24 protein-coding genes are annotated in these 21893 nt (G+C 68.8%); 3 read left to right on the forward strand and 21 right to left on the reverse strand.

Annotated features, from left to right (window positions below; translation table 11 throughout):
• Positions 1–5: 5 nt before the first annotated feature.
• A complete protein-coding gene (gene araD1, locus ASE50_RS09215) occupies positions 6–992 on the forward strand; it encodes an AraD1 family protein (RefSeq protein WP_056398958.1) in 987 nt (328 codons plus the stop codon).
• 452 nt (positions 993–1444) lie between these two features.
• On the opposite strand, the gene ASE50_RS09220 is transcribed toward araD1, so the two are convergent.
• Positions 1445–1900 (reverse strand): NUDIX domain-containing protein, encoded by a 456-nt coding sequence (locus ASE50_RS09220; protein ID WP_056398959.1) that lies wholly within the window; start codon positions 1898–1900, stop codon positions 1445–1447.
• Between the two features lie 85 nt (positions 1901–1985).
• Between ASE50_RS09220 and ASE50_RS09225 the strand changes: the two genes are divergently transcribed.
• Complete coding sequence (locus ASE50_RS09225) at positions 1986–2576, forward strand: alpha-ketoglutarate-dependent dioxygenase AlkB (protein WP_056398960.1); 591 nt, start codon at positions 1986–1988, stop codon at positions 2574–2576.
• Positions 2569–2955, forward strand: a complete 387-nt coding sequence (locus ASE50_RS09230; protein WP_235512277.1) for an HIRAN domain-containing protein — start codon at positions 2569–2571, stop codon at positions 2953–2955. The genes ASE50_RS09225 and ASE50_RS09230 overlap by 8 nt, the downstream gene beginning before the upstream one ends.
• Before the next feature lie 15 nt (positions 2956–2970).
• On the opposite strand, the gene ASE50_RS09235 is transcribed toward ASE50_RS09230, so the two are convergent.
• From ASE50_RS09235 to fliF, 20 genes are all read right to left on the reverse strand, one after another.
• The gene (locus tag ASE50_RS09235; RefSeq protein WP_056398969.1) at positions 2971–3924 is read right to left on the reverse strand and encodes a zinc transporter ZntB; all 954 of its coding nucleotides are present in this window, start codon (positions 3922–3924) and stop codon (positions 2971–2973) included.
• On the reverse strand, positions 3921–4682 hold the full coding sequence (locus tag ASE50_RS09240; protein WP_200909507.1) for a bifunctional precorrin-2 dehydrogenase/sirohydrochlorin ferrochelatase: 762 nt from the start codon (positions 4680–4682) through the stop codon (positions 3921–3923). Before ASE50_RS09240 ends, ASE50_RS09235 begins: the two co-directional genes overlap by 4 nt.
• Positions 4673–5938, reverse strand: coding sequence for a diaminopimelate decarboxylase (lysA, locus tag ASE50_RS09245; protein ID WP_056398976.1), 1266 nt, complete (start codon positions 5936–5938; stop codon positions 4673–4675). Before lysA ends, ASE50_RS09240 begins: the two co-directional genes overlap by 10 nt.
• A gap of 105 nt (positions 5939–6043) precedes the next feature.
• Entirely contained in the window at positions 6044–6577 is a 534-nt protein-coding gene (locus tag ASE50_RS09250) for an NADPH-dependent FMN reductase (protein WP_056398985.1), read from the reverse strand.
• 39 nt (positions 6578–6616) lie between these two features.
• On the reverse strand, positions 6617–7018 hold the full coding sequence (fliS, locus tag ASE50_RS09255; RefSeq protein WP_056398988.1) for a flagellar export chaperone FliS: 402 nt from the start codon (positions 7016–7018) through the stop codon (positions 6617–6619).
• Complete coding sequence (gene fliD, locus ASE50_RS09260) at positions 7018–8523, reverse strand: flagellar filament capping protein FliD (RefSeq protein ID WP_056398994.1); 1506 nt, start codon at positions 8521–8523, stop codon at positions 7018–7020. The genes fliS and fliD overlap by 1 nt, the downstream gene beginning before the upstream one ends.
• Positions 8524–8585: 62 nt before the next feature.
• Positions 8586–9704 (reverse strand): flagellar biosynthesis protein FlhB, encoded by a 1119-nt coding sequence (locus ASE50_RS09265; protein WP_056398997.1) that lies wholly within the window; start codon positions 9702–9704, stop codon positions 8586–8588.
• Positions 9701–10474, reverse strand: coding sequence for a flagellar biosynthetic protein FliR (fliR, locus tag ASE50_RS09270; RefSeq protein WP_056399004.1), 774 nt, complete (start codon positions 10472–10474; stop codon positions 9701–9703). The genes ASE50_RS09265 and fliR overlap by 4 nt, the downstream gene beginning before the upstream one ends.
• Positions 10475–10718: 244 nt before the next feature.
• Positions 10719–10988, reverse strand: a complete 270-nt coding sequence (gene fliQ, locus ASE50_RS09275; RefSeq protein ID WP_056002733.1) for a flagellar biosynthesis protein FliQ — start codon at positions 10986–10988, stop codon at positions 10719–10721.
• Between the two features lie 5 nt (positions 10989–10993).
• The gene (gene fliP / locus ASE50_RS09280) at positions 10994–11743 is read right to left on the reverse strand and encodes a flagellar type III secretion system pore protein FliP (RefSeq protein WP_082438947.1); all 750 of its coding nucleotides are present in this window, start codon (positions 11741–11743) and stop codon (positions 10994–10996) included.
• A 239-nt stretch (positions 11744–11982) separates the two neighbouring features.
• Positions 11983–12237 carry a FliO/MopB family protein gene (locus ASE50_RS09285; protein WP_056002736.1) on the reverse strand — a complete coding sequence of 85 codons (255 nt, stop codon included), beginning with the start codon at positions 12235–12237 and terminating at the stop codon, positions 11983–11985.
• A complete protein-coding gene (gene fliN, locus ASE50_RS09290; RefSeq protein WP_056002739.1) occupies positions 12237–12533 on the reverse strand; it encodes a flagellar motor switch protein FliN in 297 nt (98 codons plus the stop codon). The genes ASE50_RS09285 and fliN overlap by 1 nt, the downstream gene beginning before the upstream one ends.
• On the reverse strand, positions 12530–13483 hold the full coding sequence (locus ASE50_RS09295; protein WP_056002742.1) for a flagellar motor switch protein FliM: 954 nt from the start codon (positions 13481–13483) through the stop codon (positions 12530–12532). Before ASE50_RS09295 ends, fliN begins: the two co-directional genes overlap by 4 nt.
• A 6-nt stretch (positions 13484–13489) precedes the next feature.
• Positions 13490–14167: a flagellar basal body-associated protein FliL gene (fliL, locus tag ASE50_RS09300; RefSeq protein ID WP_056002744.1), complete on the reverse strand. Its 678-nt coding sequence runs from the start codon at positions 14165–14167 to the stop codon at positions 13490–13492.
• 11 nt (positions 14168–14178) lie between these two features.
• A complete protein-coding gene (locus ASE50_RS09305) occupies positions 14179–16623 on the reverse strand; it encodes a flagellar hook-length control protein FliK (RefSeq protein WP_162236186.1) in 2445 nt (814 codons plus the stop codon).
• Between the two features lie 31 nt (positions 16624–16654).
• Positions 16655–17083, reverse strand: a complete 429-nt coding sequence (locus ASE50_RS09310) for a hypothetical protein (protein WP_235512278.1) — start codon at positions 17081–17083, stop codon at positions 16655–16657.
• A complete protein-coding gene (locus tag ASE50_RS09315; RefSeq protein ID WP_056399013.1) occupies positions 17073–18404 on the reverse strand; it encodes a FliI/YscN family ATPase in 1332 nt (443 codons plus the stop codon). The genes ASE50_RS09310 and ASE50_RS09315 overlap by 11 nt, the downstream gene beginning before the upstream one ends.
• The gene (locus ASE50_RS09320) at positions 18398–19192 is read right to left on the reverse strand and encodes a FliH/SctL family protein (RefSeq protein WP_056399015.1); all 795 of its coding nucleotides are present in this window, start codon (positions 19190–19192) and stop codon (positions 18398–18400) included. Before ASE50_RS09320 ends, ASE50_RS09315 begins: the two co-directional genes overlap by 7 nt.
• A complete protein-coding gene (gene fliG / locus ASE50_RS09325; RefSeq protein ID WP_056399017.1) occupies positions 19185–20192 on the reverse strand; it encodes a flagellar motor switch protein FliG in 1008 nt (335 codons plus the stop codon). The genes ASE50_RS09320 and fliG overlap by 8 nt, the downstream gene beginning before the upstream one ends.
• Positions 20189–21892, reverse strand: coding sequence for a flagellar basal-body MS-ring/collar protein FliF (gene fliF / locus ASE50_RS09330; RefSeq protein ID WP_056399018.1), 1704 nt, complete (start codon positions 21890–21892; stop codon positions 20189–20191). The genes fliG and fliF overlap by 4 nt, the downstream gene beginning before the upstream one ends.
• Position 21893: the final 1 nt, after the last annotated feature.

Here is a 21893-nt window from a genome sequence, read left to right on the forward strand (position 1 = left end):
CTTCGATGACTCTCCGTCTGTTGCAGCGCGTCGCCCCGTCGCGCGCCGTGATCGCCGCGACCGAAACGGCCGCGCACATCGTCCCCGGCGTCGACAGCGTCCGCACGCTGGCGCTGCGCGCGATCGATGCCGGCCACAGCATCGCCGACGAGGTCGCGGCGCTGGGGCAGGGCGAGGCGGTCGATATCGCCGCGCTGCTCGATGCCGGTGCGATCGGATCGCCGATCGACCATGAGGACCCGGCGCATGTCATCATGACCGGTACCGGCCTCACCCATCTCGGATCGGCCGAGGGCCGCGACAAGATGCACCGCGCCGCCGCCGAAGCAGCGACCCAGACCGATTCGATGCGGATGTTCCTCGAAGGCGTCGAGGGCGGCAAGCCGGCCGAGGGTCAGGTCGGGCAGCAGCCCGAATGGTTCTACAAGGGCGATGGCGGGCAGATGGTTGCGCCGGGTGGCGACTTCACCATGCCGCATTTCGCGCAGGACGGCGGCGAGGAGCCCGAACTGGCCGGCATCTATGTCATCGGTTCGGACGGCACGCCGCACCGCATCGGCCTCGCGCTCGCCAACGAATTTTCGGACCATGTGACCGAACGCCACAGTTATCTGTGGCTGGCGCACAGCAAGCTGCGCCAGGCATCGGTTGGCCCCGAATTGCTGGTCGGCTTGCCCCCCGAGCATATCGAGGGTTCCAGCCGCATCGTCCGGAATGGCGAGACGATCTGGGAAAAGCCGTTCCTGTCGGGCGAGGCGAACATGTCGCACAGCCTGTCGAACCTCGAACATCATCATTTCAAATACGTGCTGTTCCGCCGCCCCGGCGACATTCACGTCCATTTCTTCGGCACGGCGACGCTGTCCTTCTCGGACGGGGTGCGGACCGAGGAAGGCGACGTGTTCGAGATCGAAGCCGCGCCGTTCACCCTGCCGCTGCGCAACCGGTTGACGCGCGCGGCGGAAGAGCGCGTGGCGGTGAAGCTGCTGTGATAGTCTCGCCGTTCCGGCCATCGTCATCCCGGCGCAAGCCGGGATCCATTGTGTCGGGCGCTATCGAAAGATGCGCAACCTGACGGCATCCATGGATCCCGGCCTGCGCCGGGATGACGGTTGAGGGGCGGTATGATGCCCCATCGCCCCTGCGTCATTCCCGCGCAGGCGGGATCCATATCCGCCAACGATCTTGCTTGAGCCGCAACCCCGGCGTGTATGGACTCCCGCCTGCGCGGGAGTGACGAAGGCAGGCTAGTTACGCCCCCCGTTCACTTCGAGCATGTCGAGAACCGTAGTCGAGAAGGGGGTGCCTCGAACGACCCGTTCTCGACGAGGTTCGGGTCGAATTGTCCCCGGAGAATTCTGGACCCTGCGGGGCATGGTTTACCCGGGCCTCTTCTCGACTTCACTTGAAGCTGCTCGAACCAAACCGGCTTCTGGTGGTGCAGCTACCCCAGCAACGGTTCGATCCGGTCGAGCAGCGGCAGCTGGCTCTTCAGCATCAGCGTGCGGGCTTCGGCGACCGGCATCCACCGTGCCGCGTCGACTTCCGGAAAGCTGCGGCGACGGCCGCTGCGGGGGGGCCATTCGATTTCGAACAGGATGCTGGTGATCGCCCCGGTATCGACATCCTGTTCGGCGGCGAAGGCCGATACCGACTTGCCGCCCGCCTGTCGCACCATGCCGAGCGGTTCGAGCGGGCCGGTGACGGTGACGCCCAGTTCCTCGGCCACTTCGCGGCGCGCGGCATCCTCGACCGCTTCGTCGGGTTCGATCTGGCCCTTGGGAATCTGCCACGCGCCGACATGCCGCCGCGCCCAGAACGGGCCACCGGGATGGACGAGCAGTACGGCCGGCCCAGGCGTCCGACGATAGAGCAGGATGCCGGCGCTGTGCTGTGGCATGAAGGAGTCCCCGATTTTTCGGGCGATCGTGACCGTCGCCCTTGGTTGATGGACAGACGCCGCCGACCCATGTTGCGTTCCATCGATGCCGCAACTCGACCTCTTCGCCGCCGAACCGGTGCTGCCCGGCCTGACCCATGCGTCGTCGTTGGTGGCGGCCGACGACCTGCCCGCGCTGGCGGCGGCGATCGATGCCGCGCCGCTCGTCCCCTTTCGGTTCCAGCAATGGACCGGGCTGCGGCGGACGGCGTCCTATGGCTGGCATTATGATTTCGAGCAGGGCCGGGTGGGGCGGGCCGAACCGATGCCCGACTGGCTGCTGGCGGTGCGCGCGCGGGCGGCGACGTTTGCCGGGCTACCGCCCGATGCGCTCGTGCAGACGCTGCTGATCCGGTACGATTCCGGTGCGGGCATCGGCTGGCATCGCGACCGGCCGGTGTTCGAGCATGTCGTCGGCCTGTCGATCGGCGCGCCCGCGACGCTGCGCTTTCGACGGCGGCGGGAGGGTGGGTTCGACCGGTTCGCGCTGCCGCTGGTCGCGGGCGGCGCCTATCACCTGACCGGCGAGGCACGCTGGGACTGGGAACACGGCATCGCGCCGATGGCCGAACCGCGCTGGTCGATCACCTTTCGCAGCCTGACCGAACGGTTCGTGCGGAGTTTGCGCGATGCGTGAGTTGAGCCTGCACGTCGTCGGGGCCGACCATCCCAATCGCGGTGGCGGCAATCGCCGGTTCGAGATATTGCTGTGTGCGCCGGGCGAGGCGGTGACGCTGGTCCCCGAACCGCGCAATCCGGTCGACCCACATGCGGTGATGGTGCTGAGCGCGCGCGGGGTCCAGATCGGCTATCTGACCGCCGACCGCGCGGCATGGATCGCCGGCATGTTGCGCAGTGGTCGAGACGTCGCGGCGATCTTTCAACAGGCGACCGCGATGGGCGCGGCGATCCGGATCGCGTTCGACGGCGCGGTGCCGGTACTGCCCCGGCCGGTGGTGGTGCAGGTTGATCCCGACCCGGATTTCTGGCCGGACGACCTTCCCCCCGACGATTGAGGCGGAACCCCGTCGCTACCGCCCGATCCAGTGCCTGCGCACGAACCACGCGACGATCGCCGCGCTCATGACGACGCATAGCCCGACCACCCCCGCAAAGGCCCATGGTTCGTCGGCAAAGGGAATGCCCTTCACATTCATGCCGAGCAGACCGGTCAGGAAGGTCAGCGGCAGGAAGACCATCGCCGCGATCGCGATCTGCAACGATCGCTGGTCCAACTGTTCGGCGCGCAGGTCGGTCAGCGTCTCGTGGATCAGCGCGGCGCGTTCGCGGATCGAATCGACTTCCTCGGCCATGCGGGCGGCGCGGTCTGCGGCGGCGGCGAGGTGCAGGCGGTCGTCCTGTTGCAGCCAGTCGCCCGGTAACTGGCCGAGCTTTTCGAGTGCCGCGCGCTGCGGCACGAGGAACCGGCGATAGCCGATCGCGCGGACGCGGGTGTGGGTCACCGCGCGCCGCTGTTCGAAGATGCGGGTCGGGTCGAGCGCCTCTTCGCACTCGTCGAGCGTGTCGCCCAGATCGGCGATCAGCGGGTCGAGCTGTTCGGTAATCGCGCTGGCAAAGGCGACGATCAGGTCGCCGGGATCGGCGACGCCGCCGCCCTCGACCCGGTCGACCACCGTATGGAACGCGGTCAGACGGCGGCGCGTGACGGAATGGACCCGCCCGGCGCTGGCATAGAGCCGGACCGAGGCGAGCGGATCGGCGCTGGACAGCACGTCGTCGGACAGCCCGCGCAAATTGACGAACGCCCCTTTGCCCAGCGCATCGCAGCGCGGGCGCGTCTCGACGGCGGTCAGCGGATCGATGACATATTCGGGCAGATGCGCATGGTCGCGCAGCCACAGCGCGACCTGATCGCCTTCGCCGTGCAGGTGGATCCACGTAAAGCCGCCCGTCGTATCGATCGCCGTCAGCGGATCGACCGACGTCGCCTTGCCCCCCTCGATATGCCATGCCGAGCAGGTCATGCCAGATCGATCGTCAGGCCAGGGAGCGGGTCGGCGGGCACGGGTTCCATGATCCGCACGGCATCGGCACGCGCACGGTCGAGGATCGCCGCCGGCACGTCTGGTGCGTGATAGATGCGGTCGGCCTGTCCCAGCCAGCGGGCTTCGCGTAAGCTTAGGTCGTCGGGATCGGCGGACCGCAGCCGGATCACCTCGACCCGGCCGGCGACCGCCGCCGCACCGTCCAGCCACTGCGCGACCGCGTCGTCGGCATGCGGCACCATCGGGTCGAGCGGTCCGCCCGCCGCGATCGCCGCACCGATCGCGCGGCGGCGGTCGCCGCCATCGGGGAAGCGGGCGCGCAGTGCCGCGCGCGCCGCGCCCAGCCCCTCGGCCAGTCGCCCGACGCCGGCGGGCAGGATCGCCTCCAGCCGCTGGCGGATCGCCGCCGCCAGTCCCGCCGACACGCCGCCGGTCGAGATCGCGATCAGGATCGGCGACCGGTCGACGATCGCGGGCAGGGTGAAGTCGCAATCGGCGGGCCGGTCGACGGCGTTGACGAGGATGCCGCGCGCCTTCAGCCCGTCGATCGCCAGGCGCGCCTCGGCATCGTCCTCGACCGCGACCACCGCGATGCGGGCGTGCGCGTCGTCGGCGACGACGGTCAGCCCGCTGCGTTCGAGCAGGCGGCGCTTGGCATCGGCCGGCTCGCCCTCCCCGACGAGGAGGACGCGCCGCCCGGCGGTGCGCAGCAGGATCGGCAGCCCGTTCACAGCCAGGGCGGCAGGCGATCGGCCTCGGCCAGTGCCGCGATCGGCGGGCGTTCGCGCACGACTGCAAACCGGTCGCCCGCCACCAGCACCTCGGGCACCAGCGCGCGCGAATTGTAGGTCGAGGCCATGGTCGCGCCATATGCACCGGCGGTCATGAACGCCACCAGATCGTCGGCGGCGACCACGTCCATCGCGCGACCCAGCGCAAAGGTGTCGCCGGTCTCGCACACCGGGCCGACGATGTTGGTCACGGCGCGCTCGCCGGTCGGGCGGACGGCGCGGATGTCGTGATAGGCGTCGTACAGGCTGGGGCGCAGCAGGTCGTTCATCGCCGCATCGACGACCACGAACGGCGCGGTCGCGCCCTGTTTCACGCGGATGACGCGCGACACCAGCACCCCGGCATTGGCGACGATCAACCGGCCGGGTTCGAACATCAGCCGCGTGTCCCAGCCGGCGGTCGCGCGGGCGACCATCGCGCCATACTCGGCGGGAGACGGCGGCAACGGACGGGCCGGGTCATAGGGTACGCCCAGACCACCGCCCAGATCGGCATGGGTGATGGCGTGACCGGCGGCGCGCAGTTCGGCGATCAGCGCACCGACCCGGTCGAACGCCGCCGCCAGTGGTACGAGGTCGGTCAGCTGGCTGCCGATATGCACCGCGACGCCGCGCACCTGAATACCGGGCAGCGATGCGGCATGGGCATAGGCGGCGGGGGCGGCATGGTAATCGATGCCGAACTTGTTCTCCTTGCCGCCGGTCGAGATCTTCGCGTGGGTGCCGGCGACGACGTCGGGGTTCACCCGGATCGCGATCCGCGCGACGGTGCCGAGGCGGGTGGCGACCGCCGAGAGCATGTCGAGCTCGGGTTCCGATTCGACGTTGAACTGGCCGATGCCGGCGTTCAGCGCCTGCGCCATTTCGTCGGCGGTCTTGCCGACGCCCGAGAACACGATCTTGTCCGGGTCCATGCCGGCGTCGAGCGCACGGTACAGCTCGCCACCCGACACGACATCGGCCCCCATGCCGGCCCGGGCGAGCGTCGCCAGCACCGCCTTGTTCGGATTGGCCTTTACCGCGAACGCGACCAGCGGTTCGCCGGTGCCCAGCCCCGCCACCGCTTCGCGAAACACGCGGACATGCCGTTCGAGCGTTGCGGTCGAATAGACATAGACAGGGGTTCCGACCGCATCGGCGATGGCGGGCAGGCTGACATCCTCGGCATGGAGCGTGCCGTTGCGAAGCGTGAAACAGTCCATGCGCCAGCCTTTAGAACGGCGCGGGCGCGAAGAGAATGGCCGAACGCGTCCGCCCCCTGTTTCGCGCGATGCCGGAGCGGATTTCCGGTCCGGTCGGCCGCCACCCTATCGCGCGGCGAACCCGATCATCTGTTCGACCATCAGCCGCAACTGGCCGTCCGCCTTGTCGATTGCGCCGTCCTCGACGGTGTTGATCGCCACGCCGAACGGCGTTGGCCAGCCGCGCAGGGCATGGGCGACGGTGCGCAGCGTGCCGAGCGTCGCCACCGCCGCCTGCCACCCGGCGGCGGTCGCCACCAGCCCGACCGGCAGTCCGTCGAAATAGACGCGGTCGTCGCGGCGCAGCATCTCGACATGGTCGAGCGCGTTCTTGACCAGCCCCGACAGCGTGCCGTGATAACCGGGCGATCCGATGATGATCCCGTCGGCATCGCGCAGCGCGCGCAGGAACGACTGGATACGCGCATTGCTGCCCGCCGTTTCGGGTTCGTAGTTCGGAAAGTCGATTGCCGGCCCGGTCAGCAGCGTCGTGCGCGCACCCAGCGTCGCGGCATGGGTCAGCGCCCGCTCCAGCGCGGCAGCGGTTCCCGAGGTCGGGCGCAGCGTGCCCCCCAGCGCGACGATATGCGGTTGCTTCATGGCCGCAGCGCTAACCGATCATCGCCGCGCTTGCCAGCCTCAACGCGGTCGCACCGCTTCCCATGCCTCGGCGATATCGGTCAGCGACGCGGCGGCGTTCAGGAAGGGGCGCGCATCCTGCCCGATGCTGGCGTTGACGATCTGTTCGCGCAGGCCATTATACAGCCGCGACAGGGTCTGCGACAGGTCGCCGCCCTTGTCGAAATCGAGACCGGCTTCGAGCGCGAACAGGATCGCGGTCGCACGCGTCACCCGGTCGCTCTTCATCGCATATTGGCGGTTGTCGGTCGCCCATGCCGCCGAGCGCAGCGCCCGGACCGCTTCCTCGTACAACAGCGACACCAGCGCGTGCGGGTCCGCGCCGCCGGTGCGTGCGGCAAGATCGACCGATCGATAGGTCTGGGCGGGATCGCCGGACAGGGCGGTGGCATAGCGGGTCATTATTCGCTCCGCGTCCACATCTTGATCTGGTTTTCCATGAAGGTCTGCTGTGCCTTGTACGCGGCGACGCGCGCCTCGGACGCCGCGAACTGCTGCGTCATCCGGGTGGAGGTCGTTTCGGTCTGATCGGCGACCTTGGCCTGTTCCTTGGCCAGATTGGTCTGCGCCTCGGCATAGCGCTTGTCGCTTGCACCCAGCCCCAGCGTCGTGCTCTTCGCCGCGACCGCGATGCGGTTGAGCGCGGCGGGCAGGCTCTGGCCGCCCGTCTTGTCGCTGCCGGTACCGGGCACGAACATCGCCTCGACCGCGTCGGGATTGTTGACGAGTGCCGCCGACAGCAAATCGTCATCGACGCGCAGCGACCCGTCATTGTTGGTCGCGACGCCGATCCGCGCCAGCGTCGTCGGGCTGCCGTCGGTCTTGCCGGTCAGGTCGGCGATGCTCAGCTTTTGCAGCGACCGCTTCAGCGACTGCGCGGCCGGGTCGGCGCGCAGGTCGCCGGTGATTGGGTCGGTCGCCTTGTTCACCGACGCCAGCATGTTGTTATACGCCTCGACGACGTTCTTCACCGCCTCCTTCAGCGCATCGGTCGGCCGCGACGAACTGAGCGTCACCGGGCCGTCGGTCGTCACCGCCTTCAGCTCCAGCTTCACGCCGTCCGCACCGGTGATCGTGTTCGACGCGCTGACCATCGGCACGCCATCGACGCTGAACACCGCATTGCCCGCGCGGGTCACGACCTCGGCCCCATCGGTGGTGCTGCTGTCGAAGTCGACGTTCAGCCGCTCCAGCCCCGGCACCGCGCTGCCGCTGGCGGGGGTGGCGGTCATGGTGAAGGCCTGGTTCGCGCCGTCGGTGCTGCGCAGCACCAGCCGCTGGCCATTGGCGTCGTTCACGACGCTGGCGGTCACGCCCGCCTTGGCCGCGGTGATCTTGTCGGCGACCTTTTGCAGCGAGGTCGCATCGGCGGCATCGATGGTGATCGGCGGGATGGTCGTGCCGTTGGCGGTGAACGTGCCGTCCGCCCCGACGCTGCCGAGTTTCAGCTGGAGCGTACCGGTGCCGACCGAGGCGGTGGTGCTGAACGAATCCTTGGTAACCGCAACCTGCGACGTGGCGAGACGGGCGACGGTCACGCTGGCGTTCAGGCTGGTGACGGTCTTGCCGCTCGCCACCGATACCTTGACCGCCGGACCGCTGCTGCTCAGCTGCGTCTTGAGGCCGCTCGATTCGGCCAGCGTCGTCAGGGCAGTCGCGAATTCGTTGATGCCCGATTTCAATTCGGCGACCGATGAAATCTGCGCGGTCAGCACATCGGATTTCTTGGTCAGCTGCGCGTTCTTGCCGGCGAACTGCGCATCGACCAGGCGCTTGATCAACGCGGTGGTATCGACGCCCGACCCCTCGCCCAGCGCGTTGGCGATGTTGGGCATCGTCCCCGTCGTGGCGGTCGTCTTCGGCGTGGTCGCGGTCGATGTGGCCGCGGTGCTGATCGTGGTCGCCATCGTCTTCTCCCGCGCACTCTCTCCCCATCAAGCGGCAGAAGCGCGGAAATCTTTAGGGACGTTTAAGCGGAAATCTTGCCGTTTTCGTCGTACCGCGCCTCGGGCGGCACGGTGACCGGCGGCTGGATGCCGCCCGCCTGCCGGTTGACGCCGAAGACGAACGCCAGCACCGTCGCGATGGCGAGGTACAGATCGTCGCGAACCTCCTGCCCCTGCTTGCTGGTGTAATAGACGGCGCGGGCGAGCTGCGGATATTCCAACATCGGAATCTTCGCCTCGGCCGCCAGTTCGCGGATCGCCAGCGCGGTGGCACCGCGCCCCTTGGCGACGACCACCGGCACCTGATCGCGACCATGTTCGTAGCGCAGCGCGACCGCGAAATGGGTCGGGTTGGTCAGCACGACATGCGCCTCGCCCACCGCCGCCTTGAAACCGCCCTTCAGGATGTCGTGCCGCCGCTGGCGGATCTGCGCCTTCACATGCGGATCGCCGTCGCTTTCCTTATGTTCGTCGCGCACTTCCTGCTTGGTCATCTGCAGGCGGCTCATCCGCTGGAAGATCGCCAGCGGCACGTCGAGGCCCGCGATCAGCACCAGCCCGCCCGCCATCACGAACAACAGCGTCAGGAACGTGCCGCCAAGGTCCGAAATCGCCTGTTCGACGTTCGACGACACCAGCCCCATCGAGCTGACCGCCGCCGATTTCAGCATGACATAGCCGATCGCGCCGAGCAGCGTGACCTTCAGCAGCGACTTGCCGAGTTCGATCCAGCCCTGCGCCCCGAACACGCGCTTCATGCCCGATGCCGGGTTGATCCGCGACCCCTTGGGGGCCAGCGCGCCGCCGTTGAAGCGGATGCCGGTCAGGCCCGCCTGCGTCACGATGCTGGCGAGCACGGCAAAGATCAGCACGCTGCCGACCGGCATCGCGAGTTTCCATCCGGCCTCGACCAGCGGTCGCCATGGCTGGAAATCCTCGACATCGGCGCGGCCGAACCGGAAGCTGGCGGTCATCACCGCCTTGCACGCGGCGACCAGCGTCGGCCCGAACATCGCCAGCCAGCCGCACCCCGCGAGGATGACCAGCGCGGTGCCCAGTTCCTTGGACTTGAGGACGTCGCCGTCTTCGCGCGCCTTGTCGAGGCGCTTCTGGGTTGGGCTTTCGGTTTTGTCCTCGCTCATCCCAGCACCAAAGTCTGCGCGGCTTCGAGCGCCTCCTGCACGACGACGAGCATGTAATCGGTCATCGCCGGCAGGGCGACGAACAACGCGATGACCCCGACGAACAGGCTGGCGGGCAGGCCGACCGCGAACAGGTTGAGCGCGGGGGCGGAGCGCGACAACATGCCCATGACGAGGTTCAGGCAGAGCAGCAGGAACCCGACCGGCAGCGCCAGCAACAGCCCCGACAGAAACGCATAGCCGCCGAAGATCGCGATATTCTCCAGCTTGGCCGGCGTCAGCCACGCCGCGCCGGGCGGCAGCAGTTCATAGGACCGGACCAGCAGGTCGATCAGGATCAGATGCCCGTCGAGCGACAGGAACAACAGGGTCAACAGCACCGACAAGAAGGTGCCGAGCGCAGGGCTTTGCGCCCCATTCTGCGGATCCACCATCGCCGCAAAGCCGATGCCCATCGAGATGCCGATAACCTCGGCGGCGATCACCGGCGCGGCGAATGCGATCTGGAGAACGAGGCCGATGGCGAGGCCGACCAGCCCCTCGGCCGCGATGGCGAGGAAGGTGGTCAGCGAAAAGATGTCGGTCGGAATGGCAAAGGCCTGTGCATGCAGCACCAGCACCGCGATCGCCCCCGACAGCAGCACGCGCACCTGCACCGGCATCGCCACCGCCCCGAACACCGGCGCGATAATGAACGCCGCGCCGACCCGGACCATCGTGAACAGGAGCGCCCAGAGCTGCGGTTCGACCGCAAGGCCGAATCCTAGCATGGGGTGGATCCGGCGAACGCCACCGGCGTCGGCTCGAAACGGAAGATTTCCGTCACCTCGGACCTGATCCGGGGTCCCGCTTCTTCTTCTGCGCCCGTCAGGAAAGCGGGACCCCGGATCAAGTCCGGGGTGACGGTAGAGGAAGCGAGGTACGCACCATCGAACGGAGCCGGCAATCCGCCGGTTCTCCCCCATAGTCCCGCGCAGGCGGGGGTATGGCGTAAGGGTAGCGCCTTCGTCACCGTTACCGAACCAGATCCGGAATCCGCTCGAAGATGCTCGTCGTGAAATCGCTGAGCAGCCCGAGGATCAGACTGCCGAACACCGCGAGGCTGATGCCGACCACCGCCAGCTTCGGCACGAACGACAGCGTCTGTTCGTTGATCGACGTCGCCGCCTGGATCATGCCGAGGATCAGGCCGGCGACCAGCGCCGGGATCAGGATCGGGGCCGCGACCAGCGCCAGCACCCACATCGCCTCGCGCGCGACGGTCATGAAATAGCCCGCATCCATGCCCGCTAACTCACGAACGACGCGGCAAGGCTGCCCATGGTCAGCGCCCAGCCATCGACCAGCACGAACAGCAGCAATTTGAACGGCAACGAGATGATCGTCGGCGACAGCATCATCATGCCCAGCGACATCAGGACCGTCGCCACCACCAGATCGACGACGATGAACGGCAGGAAGATCAGGAACGCGATCTGGAACGCGGTCTTCAGCTCGCTGGTGACGAAGGCGGGCAGCAGGATCGAAAACGGCGTGTCGGCGGGCGAGGCGATCGGGCCGCTCTTCGCCATCTGCGCGAACATCGTCACGTCCTTGGTCCGGGTCTGCTTCAGCATGAAGGCGTGGAGCGGCCGGCTGGCGTTCTCGATCATCTGGGTCGAATTGATCTGTCCGGCGGCATAGGGCTTGATCGCGGTGTCGTTGATCCGGCTGATGACCGGCGACATCACGAACAGCGACAGGAACAGCGACAGGCCGATCAGCACCTGATTGGGCGGCGACTGTTGCAGGCCCAGCGCCTGGCGCAGCACCGCCAGCACGATGATGATCCGCGTAAAGCTGGTCATCATCAGCAGGATGCTGGGAAGGACCGACAACAGCCCCATGATGATGAGGATCTGCAGCGACAGCGCCATCGGCGCGTCGTTGCCGCCGCCCAGCTGGCCCAGCGCGCGGTCGAGCGCGTCGGCGGCACCGGGGGCCGGGGCGGGTGCGGCCGGCACGGCCTGCGCCATCGCCGGCACCGCGAGGAACAGCATCAGCGCGATGCCGATCGCCGCCAGCACGAGTTCGAACCGCCAGTTCGGCAGCGCGCGCGAGGGACGCTGAACGCGAACTGTCTCAACTCCCCTCCCTAACAAGGGAGGGTTCGGGGGTGGGTAGGCCCGCGAGGAAATGCCGCGCCTGCCACGAACCAACCCACCCCCGGCCCCTCCTTTGTCATGGAGGGGGGCAGACAAGCGCTCGGCCAAATGGCGCAATTTTCCCCCGGCGAAACTCACTTGTCGCCCCGGTCGAGCAGGGTCACGCCGTTACGGCTGACCGAGACCAGCAGCTGCCGGCCCTGAAATTCCAGCACCGCGATCTTGGTGCCGGTCGACACCATCATCGTCTCGCGCACCTTGACCAGCCGCTCCCCCTGATTGCCCGGCATCCGCGCTTCGAGCCGGCGCCACAGATACAGGCAGCCGATCATCAGCCCGCACACCAGCGGCAGCAGGATGACGAGCTTCAGGATGTACGACCACATCATCAGCGGCTGACCCGCTTGTCGGGGCTGACCAGTTCGGTCATTCGCACGCCGAACCGGTCGCCGACGGTCACCACCTCGCCGCGCCCGATCAGCGTGCCGTTGACGAACACGTCGAGCAGTTCGTTGGCACCGCGGTCCAGTTCGATCACGCTCGTTTCACTCAGCGCCAGCAATTCGCGCAGCGTCAGCTGCGTCGATCCGATCTCGACGGTCAGGCGGACGTCGACATCCTGCAACAGCTTGAAATTGGTGGCGAGCGACGCCTCGGCGGGGAAGCCACCGGTCATCTCGTTCATTGGAATTCCTCTTCGAAGCCCGGGTCGATGGAGTTCAGCTTGATCGCGGCCTGCCCGTTGGCGGTGCCGACCGTGCCGGTTCCCAGCCGCCGGTTCGACACCCATACCGGTACCTGCGGCCCGAAATTGATCGGGATGATGTCGCCTTCCTTCAGCTCGAGCAAGGTGGCGAGCGACACGACCGGTTCGGCCAGCACCGACCGGACGGGCAGCTTCACCGTCATCACCGCGCGCGTCAGCCCCGACAGCCATTTGGGATCGGGCGCGCTGCGGCCATGGACCTTGGTCGACAACTGCGGCGCATGGGGTTTCAATGCCGCGACCGGATACAGGATGTCGATATAGGTCGGCAGCATCGCATCGCCCGGCTGGATGCCGAACCGCGTCGCGATCACCGCATCCTCGCCGTCGATCGCACCCATCATCGCCGGATTGGCCTCCGGCGTGCCGGGTTCGAAGGCGATGCCGGCCAACGGCCCCCATGCCTCGCCCAGCGGCGCGGCGATCGCGCTCGCCAGCCGGCGCAGCATCGCTTCGGCGGCGGGGGAGAATTCGATCGGCATCGGATTGGGCGCTTCGCCGAACCCGCCGAAAAAGGTGTCGAGCGTTTCGAGCAGGAAGGTACCGTCGATGACGATGATCGCCGGGCTTCCCCCGGTCGACAGCGTCAGCGGCACCCACCCGGTCAGCCCATAGGGACGCCGCGCCGCGCAATAGCCCGCGAACCGGTCGACCTCGACCGGTTCCGACCAGCTCTTGACCCCCTTGCGCAACAGCGGTTCGAACACCTGCCGCAACGACCGCGCCATGCGGGCCGACAGGTGTTCGAGCGCGCGCAGATCGCCGAACGGATTGAGGTTCGCCGCACCCAGGCTCGGCGCATGCGACGCAGCCGCCGTGCGGCGACTCCGTTCGCTGCCTTCGGGCACGGTGGATGGGCTGTTAACCATGGACGTTTACTGAACCACAAACGTGGTAAAATAAACGTTACCGATGCCGCCAAAGCCTTCCTTTTGCTCCAATGTGTCGTTGATCGCCTTCTTCAGGCGCAGCGACAGCTGTTTCTTGCCCTCGGGGGTGAACACCTGATCCTCGGTCGTTTCGCCCAGCGCGAGCAGGATAGCGGAGCGAATCGCGATCTCATGGGTCTTCAGATTCTCGATCACCTTGTTGTCGTACGAGGTGGAGATCGCGACGCCTACCTGAATGAAGTGCGTGCTGTCGGACAGGTTGGAGGTGAATTCCTTCTCCATCGCGTAATAGGTCGATGCCCAGCGATCGCCGCCCTCCATCTCGGGCGTCGGCCGGCTATTCTCGTCGCCATGGGCGGCCTCGCCACCCTCGCCGCCGCCTTCGCCGCCGCCATGACCGCCGCCCTCGCCGCCTTCACCACCGGCACCGGCCTTCACCTCTTCCGATTTCGGGACCAGCTTGGGCAGGTCCTTCTTCTCTTCGGGCGGTTCCTCCTTGCCGTGCTCGCCGCCGCCGCCGATCAGTCCCGACGAGCTGGCATACAGCCCGGCACCGACGCCCCCGCCCAGCAGGACGAGGACGCCGACGACCATGACCAGTATCTTGACCAGCTTGCCCTTCTTCTTGGCCGGCTTTTCTTCCGGCGTTTCCTTGTCGCTCATGTCGTGATTCCTCAGGCGATGCGTTTATCGGTTCGGGTGGAGGACGCCGGCGTCTCGGCGAAGGCGGAGCGGGGCGCGCGCGGTTGCTGCGACCCCTGATCCTGTGCCTGACGCTGCGATTGTTGTTGCTGCGTGCCGACATCGACCTGCATGCCGCCCAGCTTCAGCCCGCGGGCCTCGGCCATTTGCAGCAGGCGCGGCTGCGCATCGGCGAGCAGGCGGCCGGCATCGGCGTTCTCGCTGCTGAAATGCACATGGACGCGGCCGTCCTCGGTCGTGTGGATCGCGACCTCGACATCGCCCAGCGCGTCGGGCGACAGGCGGATGCGGGTCTCGCCCTGCGTCGGCGATGCGTCGCGCAGCGTCTCGATCCGATCGATCATCCCCTCCACCCATTGCGGCTGGCGGGTGTCGAGATGCGGCTGCGCGGCGGTGACCGGTGCCGACACGGGGCGCAGCGTCGCGGCGTCGATCGCCGGGGCGGCCGGGGTCGGCAGCGGCGGCGTATCGTCGTCGCGGCGCGGGCGCGCGGGGGCTGCGTCGGCCAGCACGACCTCGGCCACCGCTTCCGGGGTGGGGGCGGCGGCGACGCGGGTGACCGGCGGGGCCTTGGCCGGCTGCACCGTCGACGCGGCGACCGACACGACCGGCGCGCTCGCTTCGCCGGCGATCGTCTGTCGATTGGGGGTCAGCGGTTCGGCGATCGGTTGCGCGACGGCCGCGCGCCCGGTCGGCAGCGTGAACGGTACCGCGGGCTGATCGATCACCACCGTCGCCGGATCGGCCGGACGCGTGGCGGCGTCGGCGACCGGTATGCGTTGCGCGGTGTCGACCACCGGTGCGCGCCCGATCGGCTCGGCGGCGGGTGCCGGCGTCGTCGGGTCGACCATCGGAGCGGCGGGCTTGTCCGCGATCGAGGCCAATGGCGCGGTATCGCGTGCGGCGGCGATCGGACCCGTCCGGCGTGGCGCGGCAATCGGCGCAGCCTGCGGCGCGACGTCGGCGGGCGGAACGCCCGGCGTCCGGGCGAGCGGCGGCGACGGGATCGCGACCGGCGTCACCGCTTCGGTGGTGGGCGAGGGAACGTCGATCACGATCGGCCCGCCGTCCGGCTGCGGTTGCACGGCGGCATCGCCCGGAGCGATCGGCGCGAACCCGATGGCGACGGGGGCCGCCGTCTGTCCGGCACCCAATGGCGCTTGCGCGGCGGCGGCCCTTGGAGCCGCTGGCACGAACCCGTTGGCGACGGGTGCCTCGGTCTGCCAGTCTGGTCGTACCGGATCGACGATCGGCGAACCGGGCAAGGCACCGGGTGCCACCGGCGCGAACCGCCGGGTGGGCGTGGAATGTGCATCGACGGGTGCCGCACCCTGCGGGTCGGGAATGCGGCGATTGCCGGTTGCCAGCGTTGCGCGTGCTGCCGGGGCAGGGGTGCCGTCGGCGACAACCGGCTGCCCCACGGTGGTGGCGTCCTGCGGAGCGGTGACCATGGCAGCGGTGGCGGCCGGCGTTGCGCGGGTACGCACCGGCTTCATCCCGTCCACATCCGGACGCTGATCGACGATCGACGCCTCGGCTGGCCCGCCCGGAACACGCCGGGGCGGCGGCATGGCCAAACAATCGGACGCGGGCGCACGATCGCTACCGACGATCGCCGGACCCGCGCGCGTCGTTTGCGGTGCGACCGGCGCAGCGCCGGCGGTGGTCGTCGCCGCGGACTCCGTATCCGGCAGCGTCGGGCCGATCCGCTTCATCGCCTGCTCGGCGTCGTCGGGCACTGGCGCGAGGGCGTCGGCGGGCGTCGCGATCATCGGCGGCAGGTCGAGCGGCGCTTGGTCGATCGGCGGCGCATCGGCCGACGCCAGGACGACCGGCACGTCGCCATCCTCGGTCGCATCGGCATCGTCGCCATCGGGGGTCGGACCGGCCGGTTCCTCCGCCGCGCGGCGGGCACGCACCGGCAGCGGCGGTGCGAAGCGCGCCGGCATCGGCTGGATCGGCTGTTCGGGCTTGGGGTCGGGCGGGCGGACCGCGACCGGTTCGTCCTCGGGCAGCAGCTTCAGCGCCCCCAGCACCCCGGCGGCGGCGATCACCGGCACCGCGTCGCGCACGGTCGGGACTGGCGGTGCGGGATCGGCCGGCACCATCGCGATCGCCTCGCTGGCCGAACCCGGCAGCACCGGCGCAACCACCGGTACCGCCGATACCGGCACGATTAGCGGCGCAGCGGCGATCGCCGTGGTGGCAACCGGCGTGGGTATGACCGGCATCGTCGGGACGCCCGTCACCGGCAACGGCTTGCCGCCATCGGCAGCGGCCTGCCGTCCGTCCTCGCCACCCGCCGGCACGATGGCGGCGAACAGCGCGGCGAACGCGTCTGCGGCGGCACCGGCCAGCGGTGCGGCCTGCATCGCCAGCGGGGAAGCGGTACTGGATAGGGCAGAGAGAAGCTGCATAGGTCGATCCGTCAAGCGTTCGACCGGTCGATCAGCAAGGATCGTGCCGATTGGGTCGGCGCACCGGCGGCGCATTTTCCAGCGCGCGGAGTTCGCGCAGAGCGCGGGCGGCATGGGCGCGTTCGAGCAGCTTTTCGACCGCGCTCTGGTCGCGCTTGGCGGTCATCGTCGCCGATCGGGCGCGCTCCAGCCCTTCATCGGCCTGCACCACCCGCCGGTCGACGACCTGTGCAGTGGCGTGCAGCCGTTCGCGATAATGCGCGGCGGCCCCCAATCCGGCGGCGGTCGCGCTGGGGGTGGGTACCGGCGACACCGCCTCGGCCAGCTTGTGGATGCGTTCGCGAAGGGCAATCTCGTCGGCGACGCGCGCGGCGGCGCGTGCTTCCTCCGCCTGGGTCAGGTTCAACTGCATGGTCCGTACGCGCAGCACGCGCGACAGGCGCTTGGCCTTATCCGTCACCGAAGATACCCACCAGCTCGGCGACCGCATCGTCGAGCGAGACGATCTCGTCCGAATCCTGCTTCACATATTCCATCACCGCCGGATGCGCTGCCAGCGCGCCGTCGATCGCCGCGTCGGTGCCGGGGCGATAGGCCCCCATCAGCACCAGATCGCGATTTTCCTCATACGTCGCCAGATGGCGGCGCAGCACCCGCGCGGCGGCCAGATGCGGCCGGTCGGCGATATCGGTCATCACGCGGCTGACCGACGGACCCAGATCGATCGCTGGATACACGCCGCGCTCGGCCAGTTGCCGGCTCAGCACGATATGCCCGTCGAGGATCGATCGCGCCGAATCGACCACCGGATCGCTGTTGTCGTCGCCATCGGCCAGCACGGTATAGATGGCGGTGATCGACCCGCCGGTACGGACACAGGTACCCGCCCGCTCGATCAACCCCGGCAGCATCGCGATGGCGGAAGGCGGATAGCCGCGCGCGGAAGCCGGCTCGCCCAGCGCCAGCCCGATCTCGCGGCCCGCATGGGCGACGCGGGTCAGCGAATCGATGATGAGCAGGACCTTCTTGCCCTGTTCGCGAAACGCTTCGGCGATCGCGGTCGCCCGCAGCGCGCCGCGGATGCGCAGCACCGGCGAATGATTGGCCGGCACCGCGACCACGACCGATCGCGCGCGGGCATCGCCCTTCAGCTTGGTTTCGAGGAAGTCGGACACTTCGCGGCTGCGCTCGCCGATCAGGCCGACGACGATCACATCAGCCTTCGCGGCGCGGACCATCATGCCCAGCAGCACCGACTTGCCGACGCCCGATCCCGCCATGATCCCGACGCGCTGGCCCTGACCGATCGTCAGCAACCCGTTGATCGCGCGCACGCCGACATCCATCGGTTCGAGCACGCGGCCCCGGTCGAGCGGCGACTGGATACGCCCGGCCAGCGGCCAGCGGCCGGCACCCCGGATCGGCCCCTTGCCGTCGATCGGCTTGCCCGCGCCATCGACCACCCGGCCCAGCATCGCCTCGCCGACCTCGGCCTCGCCCGGCTTGTCACCCGGCCGGACCAGCGCACCGGGAAGGAGCGGGGCGGGACCGCCCAAATTCATCATCAACGTCCGGCCGTTGCGAAACCCGATCGCCTCCGCCTCGACATGGCCGCCATCGCCGGTACCGACCTGACACACGGTGCCGACCGGCAGCGACAGCCCTACCGCTTCCATCAACAGCCCGTCATAGGAGGCGAGCCGTCCGGCGACGCGCGCGCGCGGACGGAAATCGGTCGGGGCGAGCGCGCCCAGATAGTCGCCGGCAAATCGGTTCAGCATGATACGGGCACCGGTACGGTTTCGATGGCGGCACCCAGCTGCTCCAGCCACAGCGACGGGCCGTCCTCGACCACGGTCGACGCGGTTTCGAGGACGAAGCCGCCCCGTTCGACCGCCGGATCAGCGACCGGGAACACCGCCTTGGCCAGCTTGCCGTCGACCAGCGGGATATCGGCTTCGTGCATGCGCAGGATCGCCGATTCGGCGCTGTCGGCCAGCAGTTCGGCGGCGGCGTCGATGCGCTCGGCCAGCCGGTTGGCCGACACGCCGACCTCGCCGACGATCTGGCGGACCAGCGTCAGCACCGTCTGGCGCAGCCGGTCGGCCATCGCCTCGCGGTCGATATGGGTGGCGGTGCCCAGCGCCTCGGTCAGTCGCGCCAGCAACGCGTGGTCGCGGGCGTGTTCGGACTGGCTGGCGGCGGCGGCGGCGGCCAGTCCCTCGGCATAGCCGGCGGCATGCGCCTCGACGACCGGGTCCAGCGTGGTGGCCGCGACATCGCCGGCATTGGCGTCGAACGGGTCCCAGCCCTCGGTCGGATTGTTGTCGGGATCGGCCGGGCGGAAATGCCGGGGGCCGCCCGTCGTCGGTCCGGGGGCCTGCCCCGATGCCGTCGCGCTCGCCGCCGCTGCGCCAAAATCCGCCGGGCGGACCGGCACGACGCCGGTTTCGGCGAACGGATCGGGCGCACCGAAGGCGCGGGCGAGGATGTCGGCGGCGGCGACGTGGCGGCTGGCAAAGCCCGCGACGAAGCCGCCGGTGGCGCGGGGGGCGGCGCTCTCAAACATAATCGTCGTCGCCGCCGCCCATCATGATCGTGCCGTCCTTGGCCAACTGTCGAGCGACGGTGATGACGCCCTTCTGCGCGTCGAGCACCTCGGCCAGCTTCATCGGTCCGCGTGCCTCGATCTCGTCGCGGATGCCGTCGGCGGCGCGGGCCGACATGCAACCCAGGAACCGGTTGCGGCCGGCTTCGTCGACGCCCTTCAGCGCGCGTACCAGCAGGTCGCTGTCGACGTTGCGGATCAGCACGCCCAGATTCTTGTCGTCCATCTCCAGCAGGTTGTCGAAGACGAACAGCTGGTCCTCGATCGCGCGGGCGATGTCGCGGTCGATCTTGGCCAGTTTCGGCATGACCCGGTTCTCGGTCGCCTTGCGTCCCGACGACAGGATGCGCGCGGCATCCTTGGCACCGCCCAGCTGCACGCCGCTCCCGCTCGACCGGCCGGTCGACCGACGCGACAGCATCGACTTCAGCGTCTCGATCGCTTCGGGTGTGATCGGACCCAGCTTGGCGATGCGGTGCAGGATCTGCGGCTGCGCCGCCTCGGGCAGCCCCTCCAGCACCTGCGCGGCGATGGCGGGGTCGAGATTGGCGAGCAGCACGGCGGCGATCTGCGGATGTTCGTCCTTGATGAGGCTGACGATCTCGCTGGCATCCATCCAGTCGAGCAGTTCGATCTGGCACGCGGTCTCGATCGGGGTGATCTTGGCCAGCACGCTCTCGGCCTTGTCGGCCCCCAGCGCGCGGTTCATCACCGTTTCGATGTGCGGGCGCGGATCGAAGCCCACGGTCGTGCGCTCGCGTGCCTTCTCGACGAAATCGTCGAGCACGACGGTCACTTCGTCCTCGCTGACATCGGCGACGGTGAACATCGCCTTGCCCAGCTGCTGCACCTCTTCGGGGTCCAGCTTCTGCAGGATCGCGGCGGCTTCCTCCTCGCCGACCAGCATCATCAGGACGGCGGCACGTTCGACGCCGCTATGGATACGGGTGGGCGCGTTCACTGCTTGGCATCCGACTGGATCATGTCCCGCACCGCCAGCGCGGCGCGCGCCGGATTGTCGCGGGTGAAGCCGCGGACCAGACCGACCCGGTCGTCATAGCTGCGCGCCCCTTCCAGCATTTCCATGCTTACCGGCTCGGGCTCGACCTCGGCCGGGGGCGGGGCGAGCGCGGCCTGCGCGGCGGCTTCCTGTGCGGCGACCCGCGCGGTTTCGGCGGCGGCCTCGGCCTTGCGCTTCTCGTTGATCGCCTTGACCATCGGGCGGACGCCCATGAACAGCACCAGCAGCGCGATGACCAGTGCGGTGCCGTTGCGCGCCGCCATCGGCACCCAGTCGGCATCGTACCACGGCCGCACGACGTCGCCGGCGACCGCATCGGGCGAGAATTTGCGGCTGATGACCGTCACCGTGTCCTGCCGCTGCTGGTTGAAGCCGACCGCCGCCTTCACCAGGTCGTTGATCTGCTGGATCTCGGCCGGGGTGCGCGGCTTGCCGCCTTCCGCCTCGCGCAGCAGCACCGCCACCGACAGCCGCTTGATCGCGCCCGGCGCGGCGCGCGTCACCGACACTTCCTTGCCCAGATCATAGGCGCGGTTGAAATTCTCGCTGGTCTTGACCGGCGCGGGTGCGCCCGGCGCGGTACCCGGCTGCACGGTGGCCCCGGACGGCCCCGGCGTCGCGGTCGCCAGCGTCGATGCGGCGGGCGCGGTATTGCTCAGCGCGCCGGGGATGCCGCCCGGCGTCGTCTCGCCCGGCGTGTTGCCGGCCCACGTCCCCTGTTCGGCACGGACCACGCCCTGCTTGTCATAGCTTTCGCGCGTCGCCTGACTCTCGTCCAGATCGACATCGGCCTGAATCTCGGCCGAGAAATTGCCTGCACCCAAGAGCGGGGTCAGCAGCGTGTTGAGCTGCGCGCGATACTTGTCCTCGATCCGGCGCTGATAATCGATCCGCTCGTCCGAAAGCGTGCTGCTGTCGCTACCGTCGCTCGGCTTGCTCAGCAGCGCGCCCATCTGGTCGATGATCGTCACCTGATCGGGCTTCATCCCCGGCACCGAACTGGCGACGAGGTTGACGATCGAGCGGACCTGCGCCTGCGTGAGACTCCGGCCGGGTTCGAGGCGGACGATGACCGATGCCGAAGGCTGCGCATTGTCGCGCACGAACACCGACGATTCGGGCATCGCCAGATGGACGCGCGCATCGGCGACCGATTCGATCTCGCCGATCGACTTGGCCAGCTCGGTCTCGCGTGCCTGGCGCAGCCGCTCCCCCTCGACGGCGCGCGACACGCCCATCGGCAACTGGTCGAGGATCGCATAGCCGCCCGGCGCGGCCTTGGGCAGGTCCTGCCCAGCCAGCAGGATGCGGGCGCGGTGATAATCGTCCTCGCCGACGGTGATCCCGCCCGAATCGTCGACGCTGCTGTCGATCTTCGCGGCGGACAGCGCATCGACCACCGCCTGCTTGTCGCTGTCGGGCAATTGCGGGAACAGCACGCGCTGCGGCGGGGTGGCCAGCGCCATCCACGCCATCGCCGCCGACAGCACAAGGCCGATGATGAAGATCATCGGCATGCTGCGCTTCACGGCGGGGTTCTTCATCAATCCGCCGATCTGGGTCAGCGGGTTGGCGAAGCGCGCGGCGGCGGCGGGGGCGGGAACACCGCCTGCACCGGTGGTGGCGAGAGCGTTTTCCATA

The sequence above is a fragment of the Sphingomonas sp. Leaf5 genome, assembly GCF_001421155.1.
In the GTDB taxonomy this organism is placed as follows: domain Bacteria; phylum Pseudomonadota; class Alphaproteobacteria; order Sphingomonadales; family Sphingomonadaceae; genus Sphingomonas.

Bases quoted from the DNA above. Each gene is read 5' to 3' on its own strand.
- araD1 (WP_056398958.1), top strand. From the start codon at position 6: ATGACTCTCCGTCTGTTGCAGCGCGTCGCCCCGTCGCGCGCCGTGATC.
- ASE50_RS09220 (WP_056398959.1), bottom strand. From the start codon at position 1,900: ATGCCACAGCACAGCGCCGGCATCCTGCTCTATCGTCGGACGCCTGGG.
- ASE50_RS09225 (WP_056398960.1), top strand. From the start codon at position 1,986: ATGCCGCAACTCGACCTCTTCGCCGCCGAACCGGTGCTGCCCGGCCTG.
- ASE50_RS09230 (WP_235512277.1), top strand. From the start codon at position 2,569: ATGCGTGAGTTGAGCCTGCACGTCGTCGGGGCCGACCATCCCAATCGC.
- ASE50_RS09235 (WP_056398969.1), bottom strand. From the start codon at position 3,924: ATGACCTGCTCGGCATGGCATATCGAGGGGGGCAAGGCGACGTCGGTC.
- lysA (WP_056398976.1), bottom strand. From the start codon at position 5,938: ATGGACTGTTTCACGCTTCGCAACGGCACGCTCCATGCCGAGGATGTC.
- ASE50_RS09250 (WP_056398985.1), bottom strand. From the start codon at position 6,577: ATGAAGCAACCGCATATCGTCGCGCTGGGGGGCACGCTGCGCCCGACC.
- fliS (WP_056398988.1), bottom strand. From the start codon at position 7,018: ATGACCCGCTATGCCACCGCCCTGTCCGGCGATCCCGCCCAGACCTAT.
- fliD (WP_056398994.1), bottom strand. From the start codon at position 8,523: ATGGCGACCACGATCAGCACCGCGGCCACATCGACCGCGACCACGCCG.
- ASE50_RS09265 (WP_056398997.1), bottom strand. From the start codon at position 9,704: ATGAGCGAGGACAAAACCGAAAGCCCAACCCAGAAGCGCCTCGACAAG.
- fliR (WP_056399004.1), bottom strand. From the start codon at position 10,474: ATGCTAGGATTCGGCCTTGCGGTCGAACCGCAGCTCTGGGCGCTCCTG.
- fliQ (WP_056002733.1), bottom strand. From the start codon at position 10,988: ATGGATGCGGGCTATTTCATGACCGTCGCGCGCGAGGCGATGTGGGTG.
- fliP (WP_082438947.1), bottom strand. From the start codon at position 11,743: ATGCTGTTCCTCGCGGTGCCGGCGATGGCGCAGGCCGTGCCGGCCGCA.
- ASE50_RS09285 (WP_056002736.1), bottom strand. From the start codon at position 12,237: ATGATGTGGTCGTACATCCTGAAGCTCGTCATCCTGCTGCCGCTGGTG.
- fliN (WP_056002739.1), bottom strand. From the start codon at position 12,533: ATGAACGAGATGACCGGTGGCTTCCCCGCCGAGGCGTCGCTCGCCACC.
- ASE50_RS09295 (WP_056002742.1), bottom strand. From the start codon at position 13,483: ATGGTTAACAGCCCATCCACCGTGCCCGAAGGCAGCGAACGGAGTCGC.
- fliL (WP_056002744.1), bottom strand. From the start codon at position 14,167: ATGAGCGACAAGGAAACGCCGGAAGAAAAGCCGGCCAAGAAGAAGGGC.
- ASE50_RS09305 (WP_162236186.1), bottom strand. From the start codon at position 16,623: ATGCAGCTTCTCTCTGCCCTATCCAGTACCGCTTCCCCGCTGGCGATG.
- ASE50_RS09315 (WP_056399013.1), bottom strand. From the start codon at position 18,404: ATGCTGAACCGATTTGCCGGCGACTATCTGGGCGCGCTCGCCCCGACC.
- ASE50_RS09320 (WP_056399015.1), bottom strand. From the start codon at position 19,192: ATGTTTGAGAGCGCCGCCCCCCGCGCCACCGGCGGCTTCGTCGCGGGC.
- fliF (WP_056399018.1), bottom strand. From the start codon at position 21,892: ATGGAAAACGCTCTCGCCACCACCGGTGCAGGCGGTGTTCCCGCCCCC.